The sequence below is a fragment of the Acidovorax sp. GW835-FHT14B10 genome (genome assembly GCF_058793725.1).
On record NZ_JBXAGC010000021.1, the window covers coordinates 25,957 to 45,742 of the forward strand.

Here is a 19,786-nt window from a genome sequence, read left to right on the forward strand (position 1 = left end):
GGTGGACGGCTATTTTCCTGCAATCCAGCGAACTTTTGGTTATATGACGGCCTGTGCAGGAGCGGGCGTGGCGGCCAGTGGCCCCGTGCTGCGCACCATGCGCTTGAGCTCCGGCACGCACGAGCCGCAGTGGGTGCCGCAGCGCAGGGCGCCTTGCAGCTGGGCCAGCCGGTCGTCGTCGGTTCCGTGGCACTTCGCCAGCTCGGCCGTGATGGCGGCGTCCGTCACGTTGAAGCAGCTGCACACCGGCTTGCCGCGCGACTGCACCGCGACCGGGGCCTTGGCGCCGGGCACCAGCAGCAGGCGGCCATAGGTTTGCGCGGGCAGTTCCTCTTGCAGCAGGGTCTTGAGCCAGCCTTCGGCGCTGGTATCGCCGGCCAGCACCACGCCTTCGAGTGTGGTGGTTTCGCCCTGGCGCGCCAGGCGCGCGGCGCGGTGCTGGCCGCGTTTCTTGTCGGCATAGCGCAGCGTGTCCGCGCCCGCCAGGCCCAGCAGGGCTTCGATCTGCGTGACCAGTGCTTCGGGCGGTGCCTCGTGCGCGGCGGCGCGCACCAAGACACCGGTGCGCTCGCGGCCCGGATCATCCAGCGGGGTGGCGTTGCTGAAGGGCACGCAACTGGCAAATGGGAACTGCGCCATCAGCGTGGACAAGGCTTCGCGTGTCAGCTGTGCCTTGTCAGCCGGCAGCCAGGCCATGGCCAGCAGCATCCAGGGCAGTTCGGCCTTGAGCACCTTGACCGCGGCGTGTTTCAGCTCGGGCTGTTTGGATGTGGGGCAGAACGCCGAGGTGGTGAGCGCATTCACACCCGCCAGGCGCTCCCCGGTGGACGAGCAGCCGCTCAGGAATTCGCTGCCCCAGTGCATGGCCATGAAGGCCTGCGAAAGGCCCAGCGTGGCATCGGCCTGCACGGGCACCACGATGGAGCCGCGCTTGCTGGTCACATGCACCAGGTCGCCGTTGTGCAGGCCGCGCCGCTCCATGTCCTGCGGGTGCAGCTGCACGCTGGGCTCGGCCACATGGCCGAACAGGCGGCCGAGCTGGCCGGTGCGCGTCATGCCGTGCCACTGGTCGCGCAGGCGGCCCGTGGTCAGGCTGAAGGGGTAGCGCGACTCGCGGGGCTCGGCCAGGGGTTGCCAGGCATGAACGGCAAAGCGGGCGCGGCCATCGGCGGTGGGGAAGATACCGTCTTCATACAGGCGCGGCTTGCCCATGTCGCGCCGTCGGGCCGGCAACGCTGTCGCGTTGCCGTCCACATTGCCGCCGCCGGCCGGGTCCGCAGGACACGGCCACTGTTGTGGGCCTTGGGATTCGAGCATCTGCCACGACAGGCCCGTGATGTCGAGGTCGCGCCCGCGCGTACTTTCGCGGTGCTCGTTCCACACCGCTTCGGCACCTGCGTCGGCGTGGTCGGTCGCATAGGGGAAGAGCGTGGGCTGGCCGGGGCGCAGCCGCGCCTCGAGCTGGTGCGCAAATTGCACCGCAATGGCCCAGTCGTGGCGCGCCTGGCCGGGTGCGGGCACGGCAGAGCGCACGCGCGAGATGCGGCGTTCGCTGTTGGTCACCGTGCCGGTTTTTTCGCCCCAGGTGGTGGCGGGCAGCAGCAGGTCGGCATATGCGCAGGTTTCGGCGGTGGCGAAAGCCTCCTGCACCACCACGAACTCGGCGCGCTGCAGGGCGCGGCGCACGGTGGCCTGGTCGGGCATGCTCTGCGCGGGGTTGGTGCAGGCAATCCACAGCGCCTTGATTTCGCCGTCGGCGGCGGCCTGGAACATTTCCACGGCCGTCTTGCCGGGTTGGCTGGGCACATCGGCCACGCCCCACAGCGCGGCCACCTCGGCGCGGTGTGCCGGGTTGGCCAGATCGCGGTGCGCGCTGAGCAGATTGGCCAGGCCGCCCACCTCGCGCCCGCCCATGGCGTTGGGCTGGCCCGTCAGGCTGAAGGGGCCGGCGCCGGGCTTGCCGATCTGGCCCGTGGCCAGGTGCAGGTTGATGAGTGCGGCGTTCTTGGCGGTGCCGCTGCTGCTCTGGTTCAGGCCCTGGCAGTACAGGCTCAAAGTGGCCTTGCGACGCTGCGGGTCGCCTGTGGCTCCCGTGGCAAACCACTGGGCGGCGGTGGTCAGGTCGGCCACCGAAATGCCGCACACCTGGGCCACGCGCTCAGGCGTGGCTTCGCGCACCAGGGCCTTGAGTGCGTCAAAGCCCGTGGTGTGCGCGGCGATGTAGCTGGCATCCACCCAGCCTTCCCACAGCATCAGGTGCAGCATGCCGTTGAACAGCATCACGTCGCTGCCGGGCTGGAGGGGCAGGAACAGGTCGGCCATGCCGGCCGTGTCGGTGCGGCGCGGGTCGGCCACGATGACCTTCATGCCCGGGTTGGCGGCGCGTGCGTCTTCGATGCGGCGAAACAGCACGGGGTGCGCCCAGGCCGCGTTGCTGCCCACGATGAACAGGCACTGTGCGTGGTTCACGTCGTCGTAGCAGGCAGGCGGCGCATCGGCACCCAGCGTGGCTTTGTAGCCGGCCACGGCGCTGCTCATGCACAGGCGCGAGTTGGTGTCGATGTTGTTGGTGGCTATCAGGCCCTTGGCCAGCTTGTTGAAGACGTAGTAGTCCTCGGTGAGCAGCTGGCCGCTGACGTAGAAGCCCACGGCGTCGGGGCCATGCTGTGCGACGGTGGTGGCGAATCGGTCGGCCGCCATGGCCAGTGCTGCATCCCATGGCAGCGGCTGCGGCTTGCCGCCGCGTTGCGCGCGGTGCTGTGGTTGCAGCAGGCGGGTCTGCAGGGTGAGGGTGCTGGTGGCGGTGAGGTGCAGGGTGGAGCCCTTGGTGCACAGGCGGCCGAAGTTGGCGGGGTGGTTCGGGTCGCCACGCACGCCGGTGATCTGCGGGCCGTTGCTTTCGATGATCACACCACAGCCTACACCGCAGTAGGGGCAGGTGGATGGGGTTTCCTGCATGGAACGCACGACAAGGGACTCTGCCCCGTACGCCAGGGACAAGTCCGCTGGGTCCCCCATCGTTTGTCTGAAATTTTTCATCGAAGCCCCCAAGGAAAATCGCAAAAAAAAGCGCCCACACCCTGCGGCTTCGAGGTTTTGAAACCGCAGGTGCAGACGCCTTCGTCCGTGTGCCCCTGGCTGCGCCATTGCACCCCGGGTTCACCGGCCCCTGCCGGGGCCTTCGCACAGGTAACGCAATACATGTGCCAGCCCACATGCCACCTGGCACCGATCTGGCGCCGATCCGGGTGGGTCACGGGCAGATGGTTGGCACCAGCGTGGTGCATCGGGGCGCTCCAGGACGGGAGGGTGGCGTGAGCGGGCGCGCAGCCGTGCCGCGCCGGGGCGCGCTGGTGTCAGCGCAGGTGTTGAATCACCGCCAGCAACACCACCACGACGGCCCCCAGCACGAGCGCCATGGTGCGCCAGAACACCATCGGGTTGCGCTCATACAGTGGCGGGCGGGCGCGACCGAGGTAGGCCGCACTCGGCTGCCGCAGATCGTGCACGAACTCGGACAAGGCTTCCTGCCTTTTGAGCGGGTTGGGGTGGACGGCACGCCGCAGCACGGCGTCCATCCAGGCCGGAATGGCGCGGTGTTCATCGAGCGCGCTGGCGTAGTGCAGCTTCCTGAGTGCCGCCCGGGTGCGGATCCCGGCCACCTGCGTGCCATAGGGCTGCCGCCCGGTGAGCATCTGGTAGGTGATCACGCCGAGCGAGAACAGGTCCGATTGCGGCGTGCCGGGCTCGCCCAGAAAGTACTCGGGGGCCGCGTATTGCAAGGTGCCCGGAACGGTGTCGCCGGCACCGGGCGCCGCGTTCTCGGCCTGGCCGGCGACGTGGACCGCGCCAAAGTCGATGATCTTCACGGTGCCCGAGGTGTCGATCATGATGTTCTCGGGCCGCAGGTCCTGGTGCAGCATCTCCATCCGGTGAAAGGCCTGCAGGCCGCGTGCGATCTGGTCCACGATGTCGCGCACCACCGACAGTTCGGGCCTGGGGTGGTCAATCATCCACTGGGCCAGGGTTTGCCCCTGCACGTATTCCATCGCCACGTAAAGGTACCCGCGCTTGCGTTCCGAGGGGGCGGGCCGCAGCACATGGGGGCTGTGAATGCGCCGCGCAATCCATTCTTCCATCAGAAAGCGGTCGAGGCGGGCGGCGTTGTCCTGCAGGTCGATGGAGGGTGTCTTGAGCACCGTCTTCTGCCCGCTGTCGGTGTCGATGGCCAGGTAGATGTGGCTGCGGTGGCTGCCGTGCAGCTCGCGCACGATCTGGTAGCCGTCCAGCAGGGCACGGGGCTCCAGGATGGGCGGCAACCGCAGCGCGGCCCGCTGGCGTTGCAGTTCGCTGGCGTCCTGGTGGGGCAGTGCATCAATGCGCACGATCTGCAGGGTCAGGTTGTCGTCGCTGCCGCAGCGCAGGGCTTCGTCCACGATGGTGCGGGCAGCCTGGTCCAGATCGTCTGCGTGGGTTTCAATGGCCTGCGTGATGAAGCTGGCGCTGACATGTTCATGCACCCCATCGGTGGTCAGCACAAAGGTGTCTGCGGGCTCTACCGGCAGGGCCTGGTAGTCCACCTCCAGCTGCGGCTGAATCCCGAGCGCACGGCCCAGGTAGATCTGCCCGTCCGGAAGGCGTACCCGGTGGTCTTCGGTCAACTGCTCCAGTGCCTTGCCCTGCACGCGGTAGATGCGCGTGTCGCCCACATGCAACAGGTGTGCGGTGGTGGATTTGACGATCAGCGCGCTGAGGGTGCAGACGTAGCCGCGGTCTTTGTCGAAGCGGTAGGGGCTGCGCTGGGTTTGTGCGTGCAGCCACGAGTTGGTGGCCGCCAGCACGCACTGTGCCGAGCGCTTGACGCTCCAGGCGTCGCAGGTGCAGTAGTAGTCCTGGAGCAACCCGTGCACCGCGGCGGCGCTGGCGATCTGGCTGACATCGCTGCTGCTGATGCCATCGGCCAGTGCCACCACCACCCCCTTGGCGGCCAATACCTGCCCCTGGGGCACGCAGGCGCCGTGGAAATCCTGGTTGACTTCCTTGCGCCCCTTGTCAGAATGCTGGCCAATGCTCACTTTCAGGGTGTCGCTCATTGGCGCGCCATTCGTTCAGGGTGTCGGGTTCGGGACCGCAGGAGCATTGCCGCGTTGGCACCCGGCGGATGCGGGGGGCTCAGACGAGCTTGCGCTTGGGGCCGGTCTTGATGTGGGTGGCGTACAGCGTGAGCCCGGTAAAGGCCAGGCCGCCGACCAGATTGCCCAGCACCACGGGGATCTCGTTCCAGATGAAGTAGTCGAGGATCGAGAAGTTGCCGCCCATCATCAGACCCGAGGGGAACAGGAACATGTTCACCACCGAGTGCTCGAAGGTCATGGCGAAGAACAGCATGATGGGCATCCACATCGCAATGACCTTGCCGCTGACGGTGGTGGAGATCATGGCGCCCACCACCCCGGTGGACACCATCCAGTTGCACAGCATGGCGCGAATGAAGATGGTGAGCCAGCCCATCAGGCCGTATTGGGCATAACCCAGGGTGCGCGCCTCGCCGATATGGCCGATCTTTGTGCCGATTTCATTCGGCGCCACCGAAAAACCATAGGTGAAGATAAAGGACATCATGAAGGCGACGGTCAGCGCGCCCAGGAAGTTGCCGGTGAACACCAGGCCCCAGTTCTTCAGAATGGCCTGGATGGTGACCCCCGGGCGCTTGTCCAGCCAGGCCAGCGGCGTCAGCACGAACACGCCGGTCAACAGGTCAAAGCCCAGCAGGTAGAGCATGCAAAAACCCACCGGGAACAGGATGGCCCCCACCAGTGCCGAGCCCGACATGACGGTGGCCGTGACGGCGAACACCGCCGCCAGCGCCAGGATGGCGCCCGCCATGTAGGCGCGGATCAGGGCGTCGCGGGTGGACATGTAGATCTTGGATTCGCCGGCGTCCACCATTTTGGTGACGAATTCGGAGGGGACGAGATAGGCCATGGGTTTCTTTCTGTGGTCTGTCTGGAAGTGCCAGGGTTGCCAAGGGTGCGGTGGATGCCGGCCTGCCCGCGGAGCGTGTCAAGCCGTCGGGGCTGGCGTGGGATCACGCTGGCGGGGGGGCCGGGGTGCGCCGTTGCGGCCCTGCGATGGGGCGCGTTTCGCTCACGGCGTGGTGGGCCAGTTCGTGGGTGTTGAGCAGCACGGTGCCGTCCTCCACCCGCACCTGAAATGGGGGCGTGCAGCCCTCGTCGGGGGCGGCGGCCTGGCCGTCGCACAGGCCAATGGTCCAGTTGTGCATGGGGCAGGCCACGCTGGTGCCGAAAACAATGCCCTGGCTCAGGGGGCCGCCCTTGTGCGGGCAGCGGTCGAGCAAGGCAAAGATTTCGTTGGACGCGCTGCGGAACACCGCCACGTCCAGGCCTTTTTCGCGGGCCACGCGGCGCGAGCCCAGCACGGGGATATCGTCCACGCGGCAGATGGATGTCCATTCGGTCATTGCTATTCCTTTGTGGCTTCTTGCGCCTGTCGGTAAAACGCTGAGGGCACTTTTGAGATGAAAACTTTCAGACCGCGGCGATCGGGATGAACTGCCGCTGGTCTACCGCCGCCTTGTCCAACTCGAACCACGGGTCGGGCTCGCCGTCGAGCGCGAACTGCAGCTGCTCCCACAGCGCCTGGCGGCCGGCGTGGTCTTCGAGGATGCGTTTTTTCACGTAGTCGAGGCCCACACGGTTCACGTAGTGCACCGTGCGCTCCAGGTACCAGCCTTCCTGGCGGTACAGCTCGCAGAACGCGCCGGTGTACTCCAGCACTTCCTCGGCGGTTTTCAGCTTGGTGAAGAAGTGCGCCACCTCGGTCTTGATGCCGCCGTTGCCGGCCACGTACATCTCCCAGCCGCTGTCCACGCCGATGATCCCCACGTCCTTGATGCCGGCCTCGGCGCAGTTGCGCGGGCAGCCGCTCACCGCAAACTTGACCTTGTGCGGCGCGTACATGCGCCACATGGCACGCTCCAGGTCCTTGCCCATCTGCGTGCTGTCCTGTGTGCCCATGCGGCACCACTCGCTGCCCACGCAGGTTTTGACGGTGCGCAGGGCCTTGGCGTAGGCGTGGCCGCTGGGCATGCCGATGTCCTTCCACACCGCCTGCAGGTCTTCCTTCTTCACGCCCAAGAGGTCAATGCGCTGGCCGCCCGTCACCTTGACGGTGGGAATCTGGTATTTGTCCACCGCATCGGCAATGCGGCGCAGTTCGTCGGCCGTGGTCTCGCCCCCCCACATGCGCGGGATCACGCTGTAGGTGCCATCCTTTTGAATGTTGGCGTGGCTGCGTTCGTTGATGGCGCGGCTTTGCGGGTCATCCTTGGCGTCCTTGGGCCAGGTGCTGATGAGGTAGTAGTTGATGGCCGGGCGGCAGGTGGCGCAGCCGTTGGGCGTCTTCCACTCCATGAAGTGAAAGACATCGGCAATGGACAGCAGCTTGTTGGCGCGGATCGCCTCGCGCACCGCCTGGTGGCCATGGTCGGTGCAGCCGCAGATCGCCTTGGTCTTGGGCGTGGCGCTGTAGTCGCCGCCGGCCGTGAACATGATGATCTGCTCGACCAGGCCCGTGCACGATCCACACGATGCACTGGCCTTGGTGTGCTTGCGCACTTCATCCAGCGTGAAAAGGCCCTTGTCCTTGATGGCCTTGCAGATGGCGCCCTTGGTCACGCCGTTGCAGCCGCAGACCTCGTCGGTGTCGGCCATGGCGGCGGCCTTGTTCTGGCCCTGGTGGCCTGCATCGCCGATGTTGCTTTCGCCAAACATCAGCTTGTCGCGGATGTCGGTCACCGTGCGGCCGTCGCGCAGCAGCTTGAAGTACCAGGAGCCGTCCACCGTGTCGCCGTACAGGCAGGCGCCCACGAGCTTGTCGTCCTTGAGCACCAGCTTCTTGTACACGCCGCCAAAGGGGTCGCTCATCACGATCTCTTCGGTGTTCTCGCCGCCCTGGAAGTCGCCTGCTGAAAAAAGGTCGATGCCCGTGACCTTGAGCTTGGTGGACGTGAGCGAACCCTGGTAGCGCCCGATGCCGAACTCGGCCAGGTGGTTGGCCAGCACCTTGCCCTGCTCGAACAGCGGGGCCACCAGGCCATAGGCAATGCCCCGGTGCGCGGCACATTCGCCCACGGCGTAGATGCGCGCGTCGGTGGTGGTCTGCAGCGTGTCGCTCACCACGATGCCGCGGTTCACATGCAGGCGCATCTTTTCGGCGAGCTGCGTGTTGGGGCGGATGCCCACGGCCATCACCACCAGGTCGGCCGGCACCTCGGTGCCGTCCTTGAACCTGACGCTGGCCACGCGGCCCTCGGCGTTGCCCACCAGCTCCTGCGTCTGCGCCTTCATCAGAAACTGCATGCCGCGCTCGGCCAGCGACTTCTGCAGCATCTTGCCGGCCACATCGTCGAGCTGGCGCTCCATCAGCCAGTCGCCTACATGCACCACCGTCACCTGCATGCCGCGCTTCATGAGGCCGTTGGCGGCCTCCAGCCCCAGCAGGCCGCCGCCGATGACCACGGCGTGCTGGTAGGTGGCGGCCGCGTCGATCATGGCCTGCGTGTCGGCAATGTCACGGTAGGCCAGCACGCCCTTTAAATCCTTGCCGGGAATGGGCAGGATGAACGGGTTGGAGCCCGTGGCCATGATCAGGCGGTCGTATTCGGCGGTGATGGTTTCGCCCGCGGCGTTGGCGGCATGCACGGTGCGGTGCACGCGGTCCACGTCGGTCACGGTAAAGCCGGTGTGCAGCGTGATGTGGTTGTCCTGGTACCAGGCCCAGTCGTTGAGGATGATCTCGTCAATCGTTTGCTCGCCCGCCAGCACGGGAGACAGCAGGATGCGGTTGTAGTTGGGGTGCGGTTCGGCACCGAACACCGTGATGTCGTAGAGGTCGGGCGCAATTTTCAGCAGCTCTTCGAGCGAGCGGACGCCGGCCATGCCATTTCCCACCATCACCAGCCTGGATTTTTTCATCGTGACCCCCGTAGGCGTTTCGGAAAAACAAAAAGGCGTCCGCACGGTGCACCGGCTTCGCAGCCAGTACTCCCGCAGGGACGCCATCGTCTTCGTCAGCCCGATCCGCCATTGCACCGGGCTCAACAGGTGGCCTACCTTGGCCACGCCCAGGGTTATGCAAGGCCTGTGCCAGCGATGGTGAAAATGGGTGGTGTAAGGTAAATCATGCGGTATCGCTTATTTGAAAAGCGTTTTAAGCTATCAATTTGGAAGCAATATCGGAACCGATGTCGATATCGGTGCAGGGCCTGCGTGGCGGCCGTGCCAGCTTGGTGCATGGGCAGCCCAGGGGGATTCCCCGTCGGGTGGGGCGAAAGCGCCCCTTCAGGCGCCGGGCGTTGCCGTACCGTCCGTGGTGTCGTCGCTCCAGCCACCCCCCAGCACCTTGTACAGCGTGATCCGGTTGGCCTGCTCGGCCAACAAGAGCGCAATCAGTGTCTGCTGCGCGCTGTAGAGAGAGCGCTGGGCGTCCAGTACCGGCAGGTAGCTGTCGGCGCCCAGGCGGTAGCGGGCTTCGGACAGCTGCAGCGCCTTCAGCGTGGCGGCCTGCAGCGATTGCTGGGCCTGCAGGCGCTCGGCCAGCGTGGCGCGGTCGGCCAGGGCATCGGCCACTTCGCGGAACGCGGTCTGCACGGCCTTTTCGTACTGGGCCACGGCGGTGTCGCGCGCGGTTTCGGCGATCTGCAGGTTGGCGCGGTTGCGGCCCGCATCAAAGATGGGCAGGCGGATCTGCGGCGCAAAGCTCCAGGTGCCGTTGCCGCCGTCGAACAGGCCCGAGAGCGCATTGCTCGCGGTGCCCGCCGACGCCGTGAGCGCGATGCTGGGAAAGAACGCCGCCCGTGCCGCGCCTATGCTGGCGTAGGCGCCGCGCAGGGTGTATTCGGCCGCGCGCACATCGGGGCGGTGGAGCAGCACCGACGAGGGCAGATGGGCCGGAATCGCCAGCAGCGCGGCGGCGGGTGGCGCGAGGGGGGTTGTGGGCTCTGTGGATGCCGATGCGGCCGTGTCAGCACTCTCGGGCAGCAGCGCGGCAGGCACGGGCGCACCCACCAGCAGGGCCAGCGCATTGCGGTCGCGCGCCACCTGGCTGGTGAAGGCGGCCACGTCGGCGCGGGCCGCGTCCACGGTGGTCTGGGCCTGCGCCAGCGTGAGGCCCGAGGCCGCACCCAGCGCGTGGCTGCGCTCGGTCAGTGCGTACGACTTCTGGCGGCTGCGCAGCGTGTCTTGCGCCAGTTGCAGGCGCCGGCCATCGGCATCCAGCGTGAGCCACGCATTGGCCACCTCGGCCACCAGGCTCAGCTGCACGCTGCGGCGGCTTTCGGTGGTGCGCAAGAATTCCTGCAGTGCGGCCTCGTTGAGGCTTTTCACGCGGCCAAACAGGTCGATCTCGTAGCTGCTGAACCCGAGCTGCGCGCTGTACTGGCTGCTGGTGGGCGAGCGGCCACCGGTGGTCAGGTCCTGGGCGGTGCGCGTGCGCGTGCCGGCGCCGGTGGCGCCCACGGCGGGGAAGCGGCTGGACTGCTCCACGCCGTATTGCGCGCGGGCTTTTTCGATGGCCAGCACGGCCACGCGCAGGTCCCGGTTGTTCTGCAGCGCCAGCGCCACCAGCTCGCGCAGGCGCGGCTCCTGCAGGAAATCCTGCCAGCCCATGGGGCCGGAGTCGGGCACAGGAGTGCCGGGTTGCCCCTCTGTGCCCGGCAGCGTGGCCGGTACGGGCAGCGCGGGGCGCAGGTAGTCGGGTGCCAGACTGGTGCAGCCCGCCAGCGCCAGCAGTGCCAGCAGCGCCAGGGCGCCCACGGTGTGGCGGGGTGCGATCAGGGGGGGGCGGCTCATGCGGGGGCTCCCGTTTCATTGGCCAATTGTCTGGCTGCGCGGTCGGCAAAGTAACCGCGAATCAGCACAAAGAACACCGGCACAAAAAAGATGCCCAGCACGGTGGCCGACACCATGCCACCCAGCACGGCCGTGCCAATGGCCTGCCGGCCGCCGGCGCCGGCACCCGTGCCCAGGGCCAGCGGCAGCACGCCAAAACCAAAGGCCAGCGAGGTCATCAAGATGGGCCGCAACCGCAGGCGCACGGCCTCCAGCGTGGCGTCCACCACGCTGCGGCCGCGCTCTTGCAGCTGGGTGGCAAATTCCACGATCAGGATGGCGTTCTTGGACGACAGCCCCACGGTGGTGAGCAGGCCCACCTGAAAGTACACGTCGTTCGGCAGTCCGCGAAAACCGATGCCCAGCAGCGCCCCGACAATGCCCAGCGGCACTACCAGAATCACCGAGAACGGCACCGACCAGCTTTCATACAGCGCGGCCAGGCACAAGAATACGAACAGGATCGACACCGCATACAGCAGCGGCGCCTGCGAGCCCGAGAGCCGCTCCTGGAACGAGGCGCCGGTCCATTCGTAGCCAATGCCGGGCGGCATTTCCTTCATGATGTTTTCGACCGCCGCCATGGCCACGCCCGAACTCACGCCCGCGGCCGCATTGCCCACGAATTCATAGCTGGGGGCGCCGTTGTAGCGCTGCAGCTGCGGCGAGCCATAGGTCCAGCGGGTGCTCGAAAATGCCGAGAATGGCACCATCTGCCCCTGGTTGTTGCGCACCGTCCAGGGGGCCACGTCCTGCGGCAGCATGCGAAATGGCGCATCGCCCTGCATGTATACGCGCTTGACGCGCCCCTTGTTCAGAAAATCGTTCACATAGGTGCCGCCCAGCGCGCTCGACAGGGTGTTGTTCACGTCCACCGTGGCCAGACCCAGGGCGCCGGCCTTGCGGTCGTCGATGTCCACGCCCAGCTGCGCGGTGTCATCGAGGTTGGTGCTGCGCGTGTTGCTCAGTTCGGGGCGCTTGGCGGCCAGGTCCAGCACCTTGTCGCGTGCAGCCACCAGCGCGTCGTGGCCCAGGCCGTTCAGGTCCTTGAGCTGGAAGTTGAACCCCGCATTGGCCCCCAGCCCGCGCACGGCAGGCGGCAGCAGCACGAAGATGCGCGCATCGCGGATGGCGGCCAGGTCCTTGGTGGCCTTGCGCGCAATGGCGTCGGCGCTCTGGTCTGGGCGCTTGCGCTGGCTCCAGTTGGTCAGCCGCACAAAGCCGCGCGCCGAGCTCTGGTCGCCGCCCGAGCCGGTGATGGAGTTGAAGCTGATCACATCGGGCTGGGCCGCAAAGTACTTTTGCACCTGCGCCATCACGGCCTGCAACCGCGCGTTGGAAGAGCCCGGTGGCAGGGTGATCTGCACCGATATCGCGCCCTGGTCCTCATTGGGCAAGAACGACGTGGGCAGGCGCAAGAACAGCACCGCCATGCCCGCACAGATCAGCAGGTACACCAGCATCATGCGTTTGCCCCGGCGCACCACGCCGCCCACGCCGCGCTGGTAGCTGTCGGCCGTGCGGTCGAAGCGGCGGTTGAACCCCACAAAAAAGCGGTCGATCCAACCCGCAATGCCCTTGCGCGGTGCGCCAAAGGGGCTGTGCTGCCCCTTGGCAATGGGCTTGAGCAAGGTGGCGCACAGCGCGGGCGTGAGCGTCAGGGCCACCAGCACCGACAGCACCATGGCCGACACGATGGTGATGGAAAACTGCCGGTAGATCACGCCGGTGGAGCCGCCAAAGAACGCCATGGGGATGAACACCGCCGACAGCGTGAGGGCGATGCCCACGAGGGCGGGCGTGATCTCGGCCATCGATTTGCGCGTGGCCTCCTTGGGCGACAGGCCTTCCTCGCCCATCACGCGCTCGACGTTTTCCACCACCACGATGGCGTCGTCCACCAGCAGGCCGATGGCCAGCACCAGGCCGAACATGGTGAGCGTGTTGATCGAGAAACCCGCTGCCGACAGCACCCCGAAGGTGCCCAGCAGCACCACGGGCACGGCAATGGCCGGGATCAGCGTGGCGCGGAAGTTCTGCAAGAACACATACATCACCAGCACCACCAGCGCCATGGCTTCGAGCAGGGCCTTGACCACTTCTTCGATCGAGGCGCTGACGAACGGTGTGGTGTCGTAGCTGGTGAAGGGCTTGAGCTGGTAGGGAAAGAACGGCTGCAGCTCGGCAATCTTGGCGTTGACGGCTGTGGCCACGGCCATGGCGTTGGCGCTGTCGGCCAGCACCACGCCCATGCTGGCGCCGGGCTGGCCGTTCAGGCGCGAGGTGATGGTGAGGTTTTCCGCCCCCAGCTCGATGCGCGCCACGTCCTTGAGGCGCACGGCGGCACCGTCGGTGGTGGACTTGAGCACGATCTGCTCGAACTCTTCTTTCGTCTGCAGCTTGCTGCGCGCCGTGATGGTGGCATTGAGCTGCTGCTCGCCCACGGCGGGCAGGGCCCCCAGCTGGCCCGCCGACACCTGTGCGTTCTGCGCGTTGATGGCGCTGCCGATATCGGACGGCATGAGCGCATATTTTTCGAGCTTGCCCGGATCGAGCCACACGCGCATGGCGTAGCCGGTGCCCAGCGTGAGCACGTCGCCCACGCCGTCGATGCGGCTGATCACGTCCACCAGGTTGCTGGTGATGTAGTCGCCAATGTCCACCTGCGACACGCTGGGGTCGGGCGAGGTGAAGGTGATGATCATCAGGTAGTCGTTGCCGCCCTTGGTGACGGTGACGCCCCGGCTTTGCACCGCCGGCGGCAGGCGCGACATGGCCTGCTGCAGCTTGTTTTGCACCTGCACCTGCGCCACGTCGATGTTGGTGCCGGCATTGAAGGTGAGCGTGGTGCGCGAGCTGCCCGAGGCGTCGCTGGTCGAGCCCATGTAGATCAGGTTATCGAGGCCCTTGAGCTGCTGCTCGATCACCTGCGTGACCGATTCCTCGACGGTCTTGGCCGACGCACCGGTGTACAGGGCGCTGATCGACACGCGCTGCGGCGCGATGTCGGGGTATTGCTCCAGCGGCAATGTCTTGATCGACATGGCGCCGGCCAGCATGATGATGATGGCGATGACCCACGCGAAGATGGGCCGGTTGATGAAGAACTGTGCCATGGCGGGCCGGCCCTCAGCGTGCGGCCGATGCGGCCGAAGCTGCAGGCGTCGCGGTCGCAGAAGCCGGCGCTGCCATCGGCTTGGGTGCCACCTCGGTCGGCTTCACGGTATCGCCGGGCTTGATGTGCTGAAAACCATCCACCACCACGCGGTCGCCGGCCGCCAGCCCGTTGCCCACCAGCCAGCGGTTGCCCACGGCTGTTTCGACAGCAATCTTGCGCCGCTCGATCTTGTCGTTCGCGGTGACCAGTAGCACGCTGGCGTTGCCGGCCGTGTCGCGGTTCACGCCCTGCTGGGGCACCAGCAGCGCCTGCGCGTTGATGCCGGTTTCGAGCACCGCACGCACATACATGCCAGGCATGAGCAGGCCGTCGGGGTTGGGCACCACGGCGCGCAGGGTCACGGCGCCGGTGCCGGGGTTCACGCTCACGCCGGCGAACTGCAGCTTGCCGGGGTGGGGGTAGCGGCTGCCGTCTTCCAGCTGCAGGGTGATGGGCGCCTCGGCCTGGCCGCTTTTCTGGATGCGCCCGCGCGCCAGGTCGCTTTTGAGGCGCAGCACCTCGGTGCTGGACTGGGTGACATCCACATACAGCGGATCGAGCTGCGAGATAGTGGTGAGTGCGGCGGCCTGGTTGGCGGTGACCAGCGCGCCGGGGGTGACGGTGGACGTGGTGGTGCGGCCCGCAATCGGCGCCTTGATGCGGGTGTAACCCAGGTTGATGCGGGCGTTGTCCAGCGCGGCGCGGGCAACGGCCAGGTCGGAGCGGGCCTGCACCAGGGCCGCCTGGCTGTCGTCATGCACCTGCCGGCTCACCGCATCGATCTTCACCAGCTCGGCATTGCGCCGGGCGTTGACCTCGGCCGTGCCCACATTGGCCTGCGCCTTGGCCAGCGAGGCCTCGGCGCTGGCCAGCGCCACCTGGTAGCTGGAGGCGTCGAGCTGGTACAGCGGCTGGCCGGCCTTGACCTGGGCGCCTTCGGTGAACAGCCGCTGCTGCACGATGCCGCCCACCTGCGGGCGGATTTCGGCACTGAGGTAGGCGCTGGTGCGGCCGGGCAGTTCGGTGGTGACGGTCTGGCGCTCGGGCTGGAGGGTGACCACGCCCACTTCCGCCGGGCCTTTGGGCGCCACCGGTGGCGCCTTGTCGGAGCAGGCGCCCAGCAGCAAGGCCAGGCCCATCAGCGTGGCGCAGGCCAGTGGGCGCGGTGAACGCAAGGGCGGGAGAGGGGAATGGAGGGCGGACGGCGTGGGGGCAGGCAGGTGGTCGGGGAAAAGAGGTGTCATGGGCGCGCGCAGTCCTGGTTGGCAAAACATTTTGACGCAAAAAGCGCGGGGGCATGGAAGTCCCGGGCGCCCAAGGGGATGGCGTGCTGTGGCAAGCGGGGCGGCGCCCCCGGCGGGCCGACGATCGCCCGGCATCGCCGGCCATGCCGTGGGCGCCCGTTCAGCGCTTGCGCGGCATGGTCCATGCGTGGCTGTCTGGCGCGGCGATGGTTCTGAGGAATCCGTGCCGAAAGTGCTTCTGGCGCTTTTGGTAAAGCGCTGGATGCTATTTATTTTGCAGCTATGAATCGCGCAAAAATCAGGCAGACTTGCCGGGGGCGGTGGTGCTGTCTTCGTTGCGAAAGCGCTGGAACAGCGTGGCCACCAGCGGGCCCGAGATGTTGTGCCACACGCTGAAGATGGCGCTGGGCACGGCGGCCAGGGGCGAAAAATGCGCCGTGGCCAGCGCCACGCCCAGGCCCGAGTTCTGCATGCCCACCTCGATCGACAAGGCCTTGCGCCTGGAGACCTCCATGCCCGTGAGTTTGCCCAGCCAGTAGCCCAGCAGCAGGCCCAGGCTGTTGTGCAGCACCACCACGGCAAAGATCATCAGGCCGCTGGTGGCAATGCGGGCCTGGTTGCCGGCCACCACCGCCGCCACGATGGCCACGATGGCGGCCACCGACACCAGCGGCAGCACCGAAACCGCCGCCTTCACCTTGTCACGCAGCAGCGATTGCGCCAGCACGCCAAAGGCGATCGGCAGCACCACCACCTGCACGATGGACCAGAACATGGCCGAGGCGCTCACCTCCAGCCACTGGCTGGCCAGCAGGTAGATGAGGGTGGGCGTCACCACCGGCGCCAGCAGCGTGGTCACCGAGGTGATGGCCACCGACAGCGCCACGTCGCCGCGCGCCAGGAAGGTCATCACGTTCGATGCCGTGCCCCCGGGACAGCAGCCCACCAGGATCACGCCCACGGCCACCTCGGGCGGCAGGTTCAGCGCCTTGGAAAGCGCCCAGGCCAGGCCCGGCATGATGATGAACTGGCCCAGTACGCCGATGGCCACGTCCAGCGGGCGCTTGGCGACTTCCTTGAAATCGTCCTTGGACAGCGTCAGGCCCATGCCGAACATGATGATGCCCAGCAGCGGCACGATGTAAGGGCCGATCCACTTGAATTGGGCGGGGGCATAGAACGCCAGCACGGCGAACAGAAGAACCCAGATGGCAAAAGTCTTGCCCACGAACTGGCTCAGACGGGCGATGGCCTGCATGGTGCATATCCTTGGAAGGCGCAGCGGTCGCGGCGGCGCGGTGCTGGCGTGCAGCACGCGGGGCAGCGCAACGGTGGCTGAAAAGTCGAATGGGGGGAGGGCCCGCGAATGCCACGCGGTACGTGGCGATGGGCGTGCACAGCGCGCAGGTGGGCGCGCACGTCGTGCAACGGTCTGCAACGGCCGGGTGGGCTGCAACAAATCAAGGGTTAACCCTGATTGTAATAAGGGGTAAATCCCTTGTTCCTGACCCGGTTGTTGACTTGGCAAGGGGTCACCGTGCACTGCGATGTCACCCATTGGGCCTACCATGTCTGCCGGGCCCGGTGGCCCATGCATTTTTTGAAAGGATGCCTGTCATGAACTCCCCTGCCTCCCTTGTTGACGAACTGATGGCCCAGCTTCAGGGTGCGCCGCTGCAGCAGATGGCCCAGCAACTCGGCACCAGCCCGGCGCAGGCCGAGAGCGCCGTGGGCGCGGCCCTGCCGCTGCTGCTGGGCACGCTGGGGCGCAATGCGGCCCAGCCCCAGGGCGCGATGGACCTTTTTGGCGCCTTGCAGCGCGACCACAGCGGCGGCCCCGACCTGGGTGGCCTGCTCGGTTCGCTGCTGGGCGGTGGTGGCGGCCAGCCCGATGGCGCGGCCATCCTGGGCCACATCTTCGGTGGCAACCAGCAGCGTGCCGAGGCCGGCCTGGGCCAGGCCACGGGGCTGGGGGCGAACGCCGGGCAGTTGCTGCAGATGCTGGCGCCCATCGTGATGTCGTTTCTGGCACAGCGCATGAGCGCGGGCGGCATGGACGCCGGCGGTCTGGGTCAGGCGCTGGGCCAGGAGCAGGCGCGCGTGCAGCAGCATGGGGGCCTGGGTGGCGGCTTGCTGGGCAACCTGCTCGACCAGGACGGTGACGGCCAGGTAGGCCTGGGCGACCTGCTCAAGATGGGCGGCGGCCTGCTGGGCGGGCGGCGCTAGGGTGCCACCCATCTGCTCTGCTTTCGAGCGCTCTTGGCGCTTTGCGGGGAAGCAATTTTGCCCACTATGGCTTCAAAATAATGGGCAACGCCAAGCAAGTCCGTGGCGTTGCCAGATGCCGCCAGGCAGGGCCCATGACGCTGCCGGTGTTGCGCACAAGGCAGGATGCGTTGAAACTCTTTCACGTCCGCCATCATTTTTGTAGGGAGGTCCTCCATGACAGCCGTTGCCGAAATTCTCAAATCCAAGAGCGACCACACCATTTACGCCATCGCACCGCAAGACTCGGTGTTCGATGCGCTGCAGCGCATGGCCGACAAGCGCATCGGGGCGCTGCTGGTGATGGAGGGTGACACCATCGTGGGCATCGTCACCGAGCGCGATTACGCCCGCAAGATCGCCCTGCTGGGGCGCAAGTCCACCGCCACGCTGGTGCGCGATGTCATGACGACGGCGGTGATGTATGTGGGCCCCACCCAGACCAGCCAGGAGTGCATGGCGCTCATGACCGAAAACCGCCTGCGCCACCTGCCGGTGGTCGATGGTGGCAAGCTGGTGGGGCTGATCTCCATTGGCGACCTGGTCAAGGACATCATTTCCGAGCAGAAATTCATCATCGAGCAGCTCGAGCACTACATCACTGGCGGCGGGCGCTAAGCACGCCTGACACCGGCGCGGCGGGTGTCGCCGGGCGCCGGGCTCGCCAAAGCGGGCGAAGCCGTGGCCGCGCGCCATGCGCGCCATCACGTCGCATTGCGTGCGCGTGTTTCGCAGCGCGCACCCCTGCCGCGTGGTCGGACCACAAGATGCGTGGCCGTGGTCGCGCCTGCGGCTGCAGCTGCCAGAGTCGCCAGGGGCGCCCGTGCGGTGCGGCCGCGTTCAGGCTGGCATTGGACGGGCGCGGCCGCCCTTGTCCACCCAGGTCCGGGTCCAGCGGGGCTGCATGGTGCGCAGCAACGCCAGCATGGCGGCGGCACAGGCAGCAAACAGGACAAAGCCCCACAGGTAGGTGCCGGTGTACTGGCGCGACAGGCCCATGGCGCTGGGAATCAGGCCGCCGCCCAAGGCCCCGATCTCGCCGATCATTGAGCCCGCCACGGCCGTGGCCAGCGGCCAGCGCAGCGGCACCAGCTGGAACAGCGCGCCGTTGCCCGCGCCCAGTGCGGCAAAGCACAGCAGAAACAGCAGCATGGTGGTCAGCAGCGAGCCTTCGGCCAGACCGCACAGCACCAGGCTGATGGCCGTGACGGCCAGCACGCCGGTCAGGGTGTTGATGCCACCCCAGTGGTCAGACAGCCAGCCGCCCACGATGCGCAGCGCCGCGCCCAGAAAGGCGACCAGCATCGTGAGTTGCCCGGCCTGCACCTTGCCCACACCGAACTGGTCGTGAAAATAGCTGGGCAAGAAGCTGGTCAGGCCGATGAAGCCGCCAAAGGTGACGGCGTAGATCAGGCTGAACGCCCAGCCGTCCTTTTCGAACAGGCAGGCCACGTGCTCGCGCAGGCTGGCATGGTGGTTGTTGTCGGGCGGCTCCTGCGCGCAGAAGACCATCACCAGCATGGGCAGGGCGATGCCGATGGCCGCAAAGCCATACACCGTCTGCCAGCCGAACTGCTGCGCCAGCGGCGGCGCCAGCAGGGCGCACGCGGCTGTGCCCACGTTGCCCGCGCCCACCAACCCCATGGCCAGACCCTTGTAGCGGGGCGGGAACGAGCCCGATCCCAGTGACAACGCCACGCCAAAACTGGCTCCCGCAATGCCCAGCAGCACGCCCATGGCCAGCAGGTCGTGGTAACTCGCCACGAAGAAATAGCCAAAGCCCATGGCCAGCGCAATGCCGGTCATCTCCACCAGCGTGGCGTTCTTGCGCCCGATGTACTGGGCCAGAACGCCCAGCGGAAACCGCATCAGGGCGCCAGCGAAGATGGGGATGGAGAGCATGAGCCCTTTTTGCGCGGGGCTGAGCTGGTAGGTCTCGCTGATGAAAGGCGCCATCGCGCCATTGATGACCCAGATGCCGCAGGAGAAGGCAAAGTACAGAAACGAGGCCCACAGCGTGGGGGCATGGCCTGCGTGGTGAAAATCGCGGAGGTTGAACATGGCGGTGCCTTGAGGTCCGTATGCAATGCCAAAAACAGAAAAGGCGTCCGTGCCGCCACTGGGCAAGCAGTGGTTGGCAGGGACACCTTTGTCGGGGGAGGCGGGAGTGCGTCGTTGCACCAGGCCAGTGCGCGACCACGTGGCCGCGC

General features: G+C 66.8%; 12 protein-coding genes. 2 read left to right on the top strand and 10 right to left on the bottom strand.

Annotated elements, in window-relative coordinates; all coding sequences use genetic code 11:
* Window positions 1-39: 39 nt before the first annotated feature.
* From AC1Q5S_RS15800 to AC1Q5S_RS15840, 9 genes are all read right to left on the bottom strand, one after another.
* A complete protein-coding gene (locus tag AC1Q5S_RS15800; protein WP_303838136.1) occupies window positions 40-2,958 on the bottom strand; it encodes a nitrate reductase in 2,919 nt (972 codons plus the stop codon).
* Window positions 2,959-3,356: 398 nt separating this feature from the next.
* Window positions 3,357-5,093 (bottom strand): bifunctional protein-serine/threonine kinase/phosphatase, encoded by a 1,737-nt coding sequence (locus tag AC1Q5S_RS15805; RefSeq protein WP_422205858.1) that lies wholly within the window; start codon window positions 5,091-5,093, stop codon window positions 3,357-3,359.
* A gap of 79 nt (window positions 5,094-5,172) precedes the next feature.
* Entirely contained in the window at window positions 5,173-5,985 is an 813-nt protein-coding gene (locus tag AC1Q5S_RS15810; RefSeq protein ID WP_092698820.1) for a formate/nitrite transporter family protein, read from the bottom strand.
* Window positions 5,986-6,088: 103 nt separating this feature from the next.
* A complete protein-coding gene (gene nirD, locus AC1Q5S_RS15815; RefSeq protein WP_287876918.1) occupies window positions 6,089-6,481 on the bottom strand; it encodes a nitrite reductase small subunit NirD in 393 nt (130 codons plus the stop codon).
* A gap of 67 nt (window positions 6,482-6,548) precedes the next feature.
* The gene (gene nirB, locus AC1Q5S_RS15820; RefSeq protein ID WP_287876919.1) at window positions 6,549-8,996 is read right to left on the bottom strand and encodes a nitrite reductase large subunit NirB; all 2,448 of its coding nucleotides are present in this window, start codon (window positions 8,994-8,996) and stop codon (window positions 6,549-6,551) included.
* 366 nt (window positions 8,997-9,362) lie between these two features.
* Window positions 9,363-10,871 (bottom strand): efflux transporter outer membrane subunit, encoded by a 1,509-nt coding sequence (locus tag AC1Q5S_RS15825; RefSeq protein WP_422205855.1) that lies wholly within the window; start codon window positions 10,869-10,871, stop codon window positions 9,363-9,365.
* The gene (locus tag AC1Q5S_RS15830; protein WP_422205853.1) at window positions 10,868-14,026 is read right to left on the bottom strand and encodes an efflux RND transporter permease subunit; all 3,159 of its coding nucleotides are present in this window, start codon (window positions 14,024-14,026) and stop codon (window positions 10,868-10,870) included. The genes AC1Q5S_RS15825 and AC1Q5S_RS15830 overlap by 4 nt, the downstream gene beginning before the upstream one ends.
* A gap of 13 nt (window positions 14,027-14,039) precedes the next feature.
* Window positions 14,040-15,311 (bottom strand): efflux RND transporter periplasmic adaptor subunit, encoded by a 1,272-nt coding sequence (locus AC1Q5S_RS15835; protein WP_422205851.1) that lies wholly within the window; start codon window positions 15,309-15,311, stop codon window positions 14,040-14,042.
* 298 nt (window positions 15,312-15,609) lie between these two features.
* A complete protein-coding gene (locus tag AC1Q5S_RS15840; protein ID WP_422205849.1) occupies window positions 15,610-16,569 on the bottom strand; it encodes a bile acid:sodium symporter family protein in 960 nt (319 codons plus the stop codon).
* Window positions 16,570-16,928: 359 nt separating this feature from the next.
* On the opposite strand from AC1Q5S_RS15840, the gene AC1Q5S_RS15845 reads away from it, so the two are divergent.
* Both AC1Q5S_RS15845 and AC1Q5S_RS15850 read left to right on the top strand, forming a co-directional pair.
* The gene (locus tag AC1Q5S_RS15845) at window positions 16,929-17,537 is read left to right on the top strand and encodes a DUF937 domain-containing protein (RefSeq protein WP_422205847.1); all 609 of its coding nucleotides are present in this window, start codon (window positions 16,929-16,931) and stop codon (window positions 17,535-17,537) included.
* Window positions 17,538-17,753: 216 nt separating this feature from the next.
* The gene (locus tag AC1Q5S_RS15850; protein ID WP_303837779.1) at window positions 17,754-18,194 is read left to right on the top strand and encodes a CBS domain-containing protein; all 441 of its coding nucleotides are present in this window, start codon (window positions 17,754-17,756) and stop codon (window positions 18,192-18,194) included.
* A gap of 222 nt (window positions 18,195-18,416) precedes the next feature.
* On the opposite strand, the gene AC1Q5S_RS15855 is transcribed toward AC1Q5S_RS15850, so the two are convergent.
* Complete coding sequence (locus AC1Q5S_RS15855) at window positions 18,417-19,637, bottom strand: MFS transporter (RefSeq protein WP_422205845.1); 1,221 nt, start codon at window positions 19,635-19,637, stop codon at window positions 18,417-18,419.
* Window positions 19,638-19,786 lie beyond the last annotated feature (149 nt).

Coding starts and splice junctions, on each gene's coding strand:
- AC1Q5S_RS15845 (WP_422205847.1), top strand. CDS start 16,929: ATGAACTCCCCTGCCTCCCTTGTTGACGAACTGATGGCCCAGCTTCAG.
- AC1Q5S_RS15855 (WP_422205845.1), bottom strand. CDS start 19,637: ATGTTCAACCTCCGCGATTTTCACCACGCAGGCCATGCCCCCACGCTG.
- AC1Q5S_RS15800 (WP_303838136.1), bottom strand. CDS start 2,958: ATGCAGGAAACCCCATCCACCTGCCCCTACTGCGGTGTAGGCTGTGGT.
- AC1Q5S_RS15840 (WP_422205849.1), bottom strand. CDS start 16,569: ATGCAGGCCATCGCCCGTCTGAGCCAGTTCGTGGGCAAGACTTTTGCC.
- AC1Q5S_RS15850 (WP_303837779.1), top strand. CDS start 17,754: ATGACAGCCGTTGCCGAAATTCTCAAATCCAAGAGCGACCACACCATT.
- AC1Q5S_RS15830 (WP_422205853.1), bottom strand. CDS start 14,026: ATGGCACAGTTCTTCATCAACCGGCCCATCTTCGCGTGGGTCATCGCC.
- AC1Q5S_RS15835 (WP_422205851.1), bottom strand. CDS start 15,311: ATGACACCTCTTTTCCCCGACCACCTGCCTGCCCCCACGCCGTCCGCC.
- nirD (WP_287876918.1), bottom strand. CDS start 6,481: ATGACCGAATGGACATCCATCTGCCGCGTGGACGATATCCCCGTGCTG.
- nirB (WP_287876919.1), bottom strand. CDS start 8,996: ATGAAAAAATCCAGGCTGGTGATGGTGGGAAATGGCATGGCCGGCGTC.
- AC1Q5S_RS15805 (WP_422205858.1), bottom strand. CDS start 5,093: ATGAGCGACACCCTGAAAGTGAGCATTGGCCAGCATTCTGACAAGGGG.
- AC1Q5S_RS15825 (WP_422205855.1), bottom strand. CDS start 10,871: ATGAGCCGCCCCCCCCTGATCGCACCCCGCCACACCGTGGGCGCCCTG.
- AC1Q5S_RS15810 (WP_092698820.1), bottom strand. CDS start 5,985: ATGGCCTATCTCGTCCCCTCCGAATTCGTCACCAAAATGGTGGACGCC.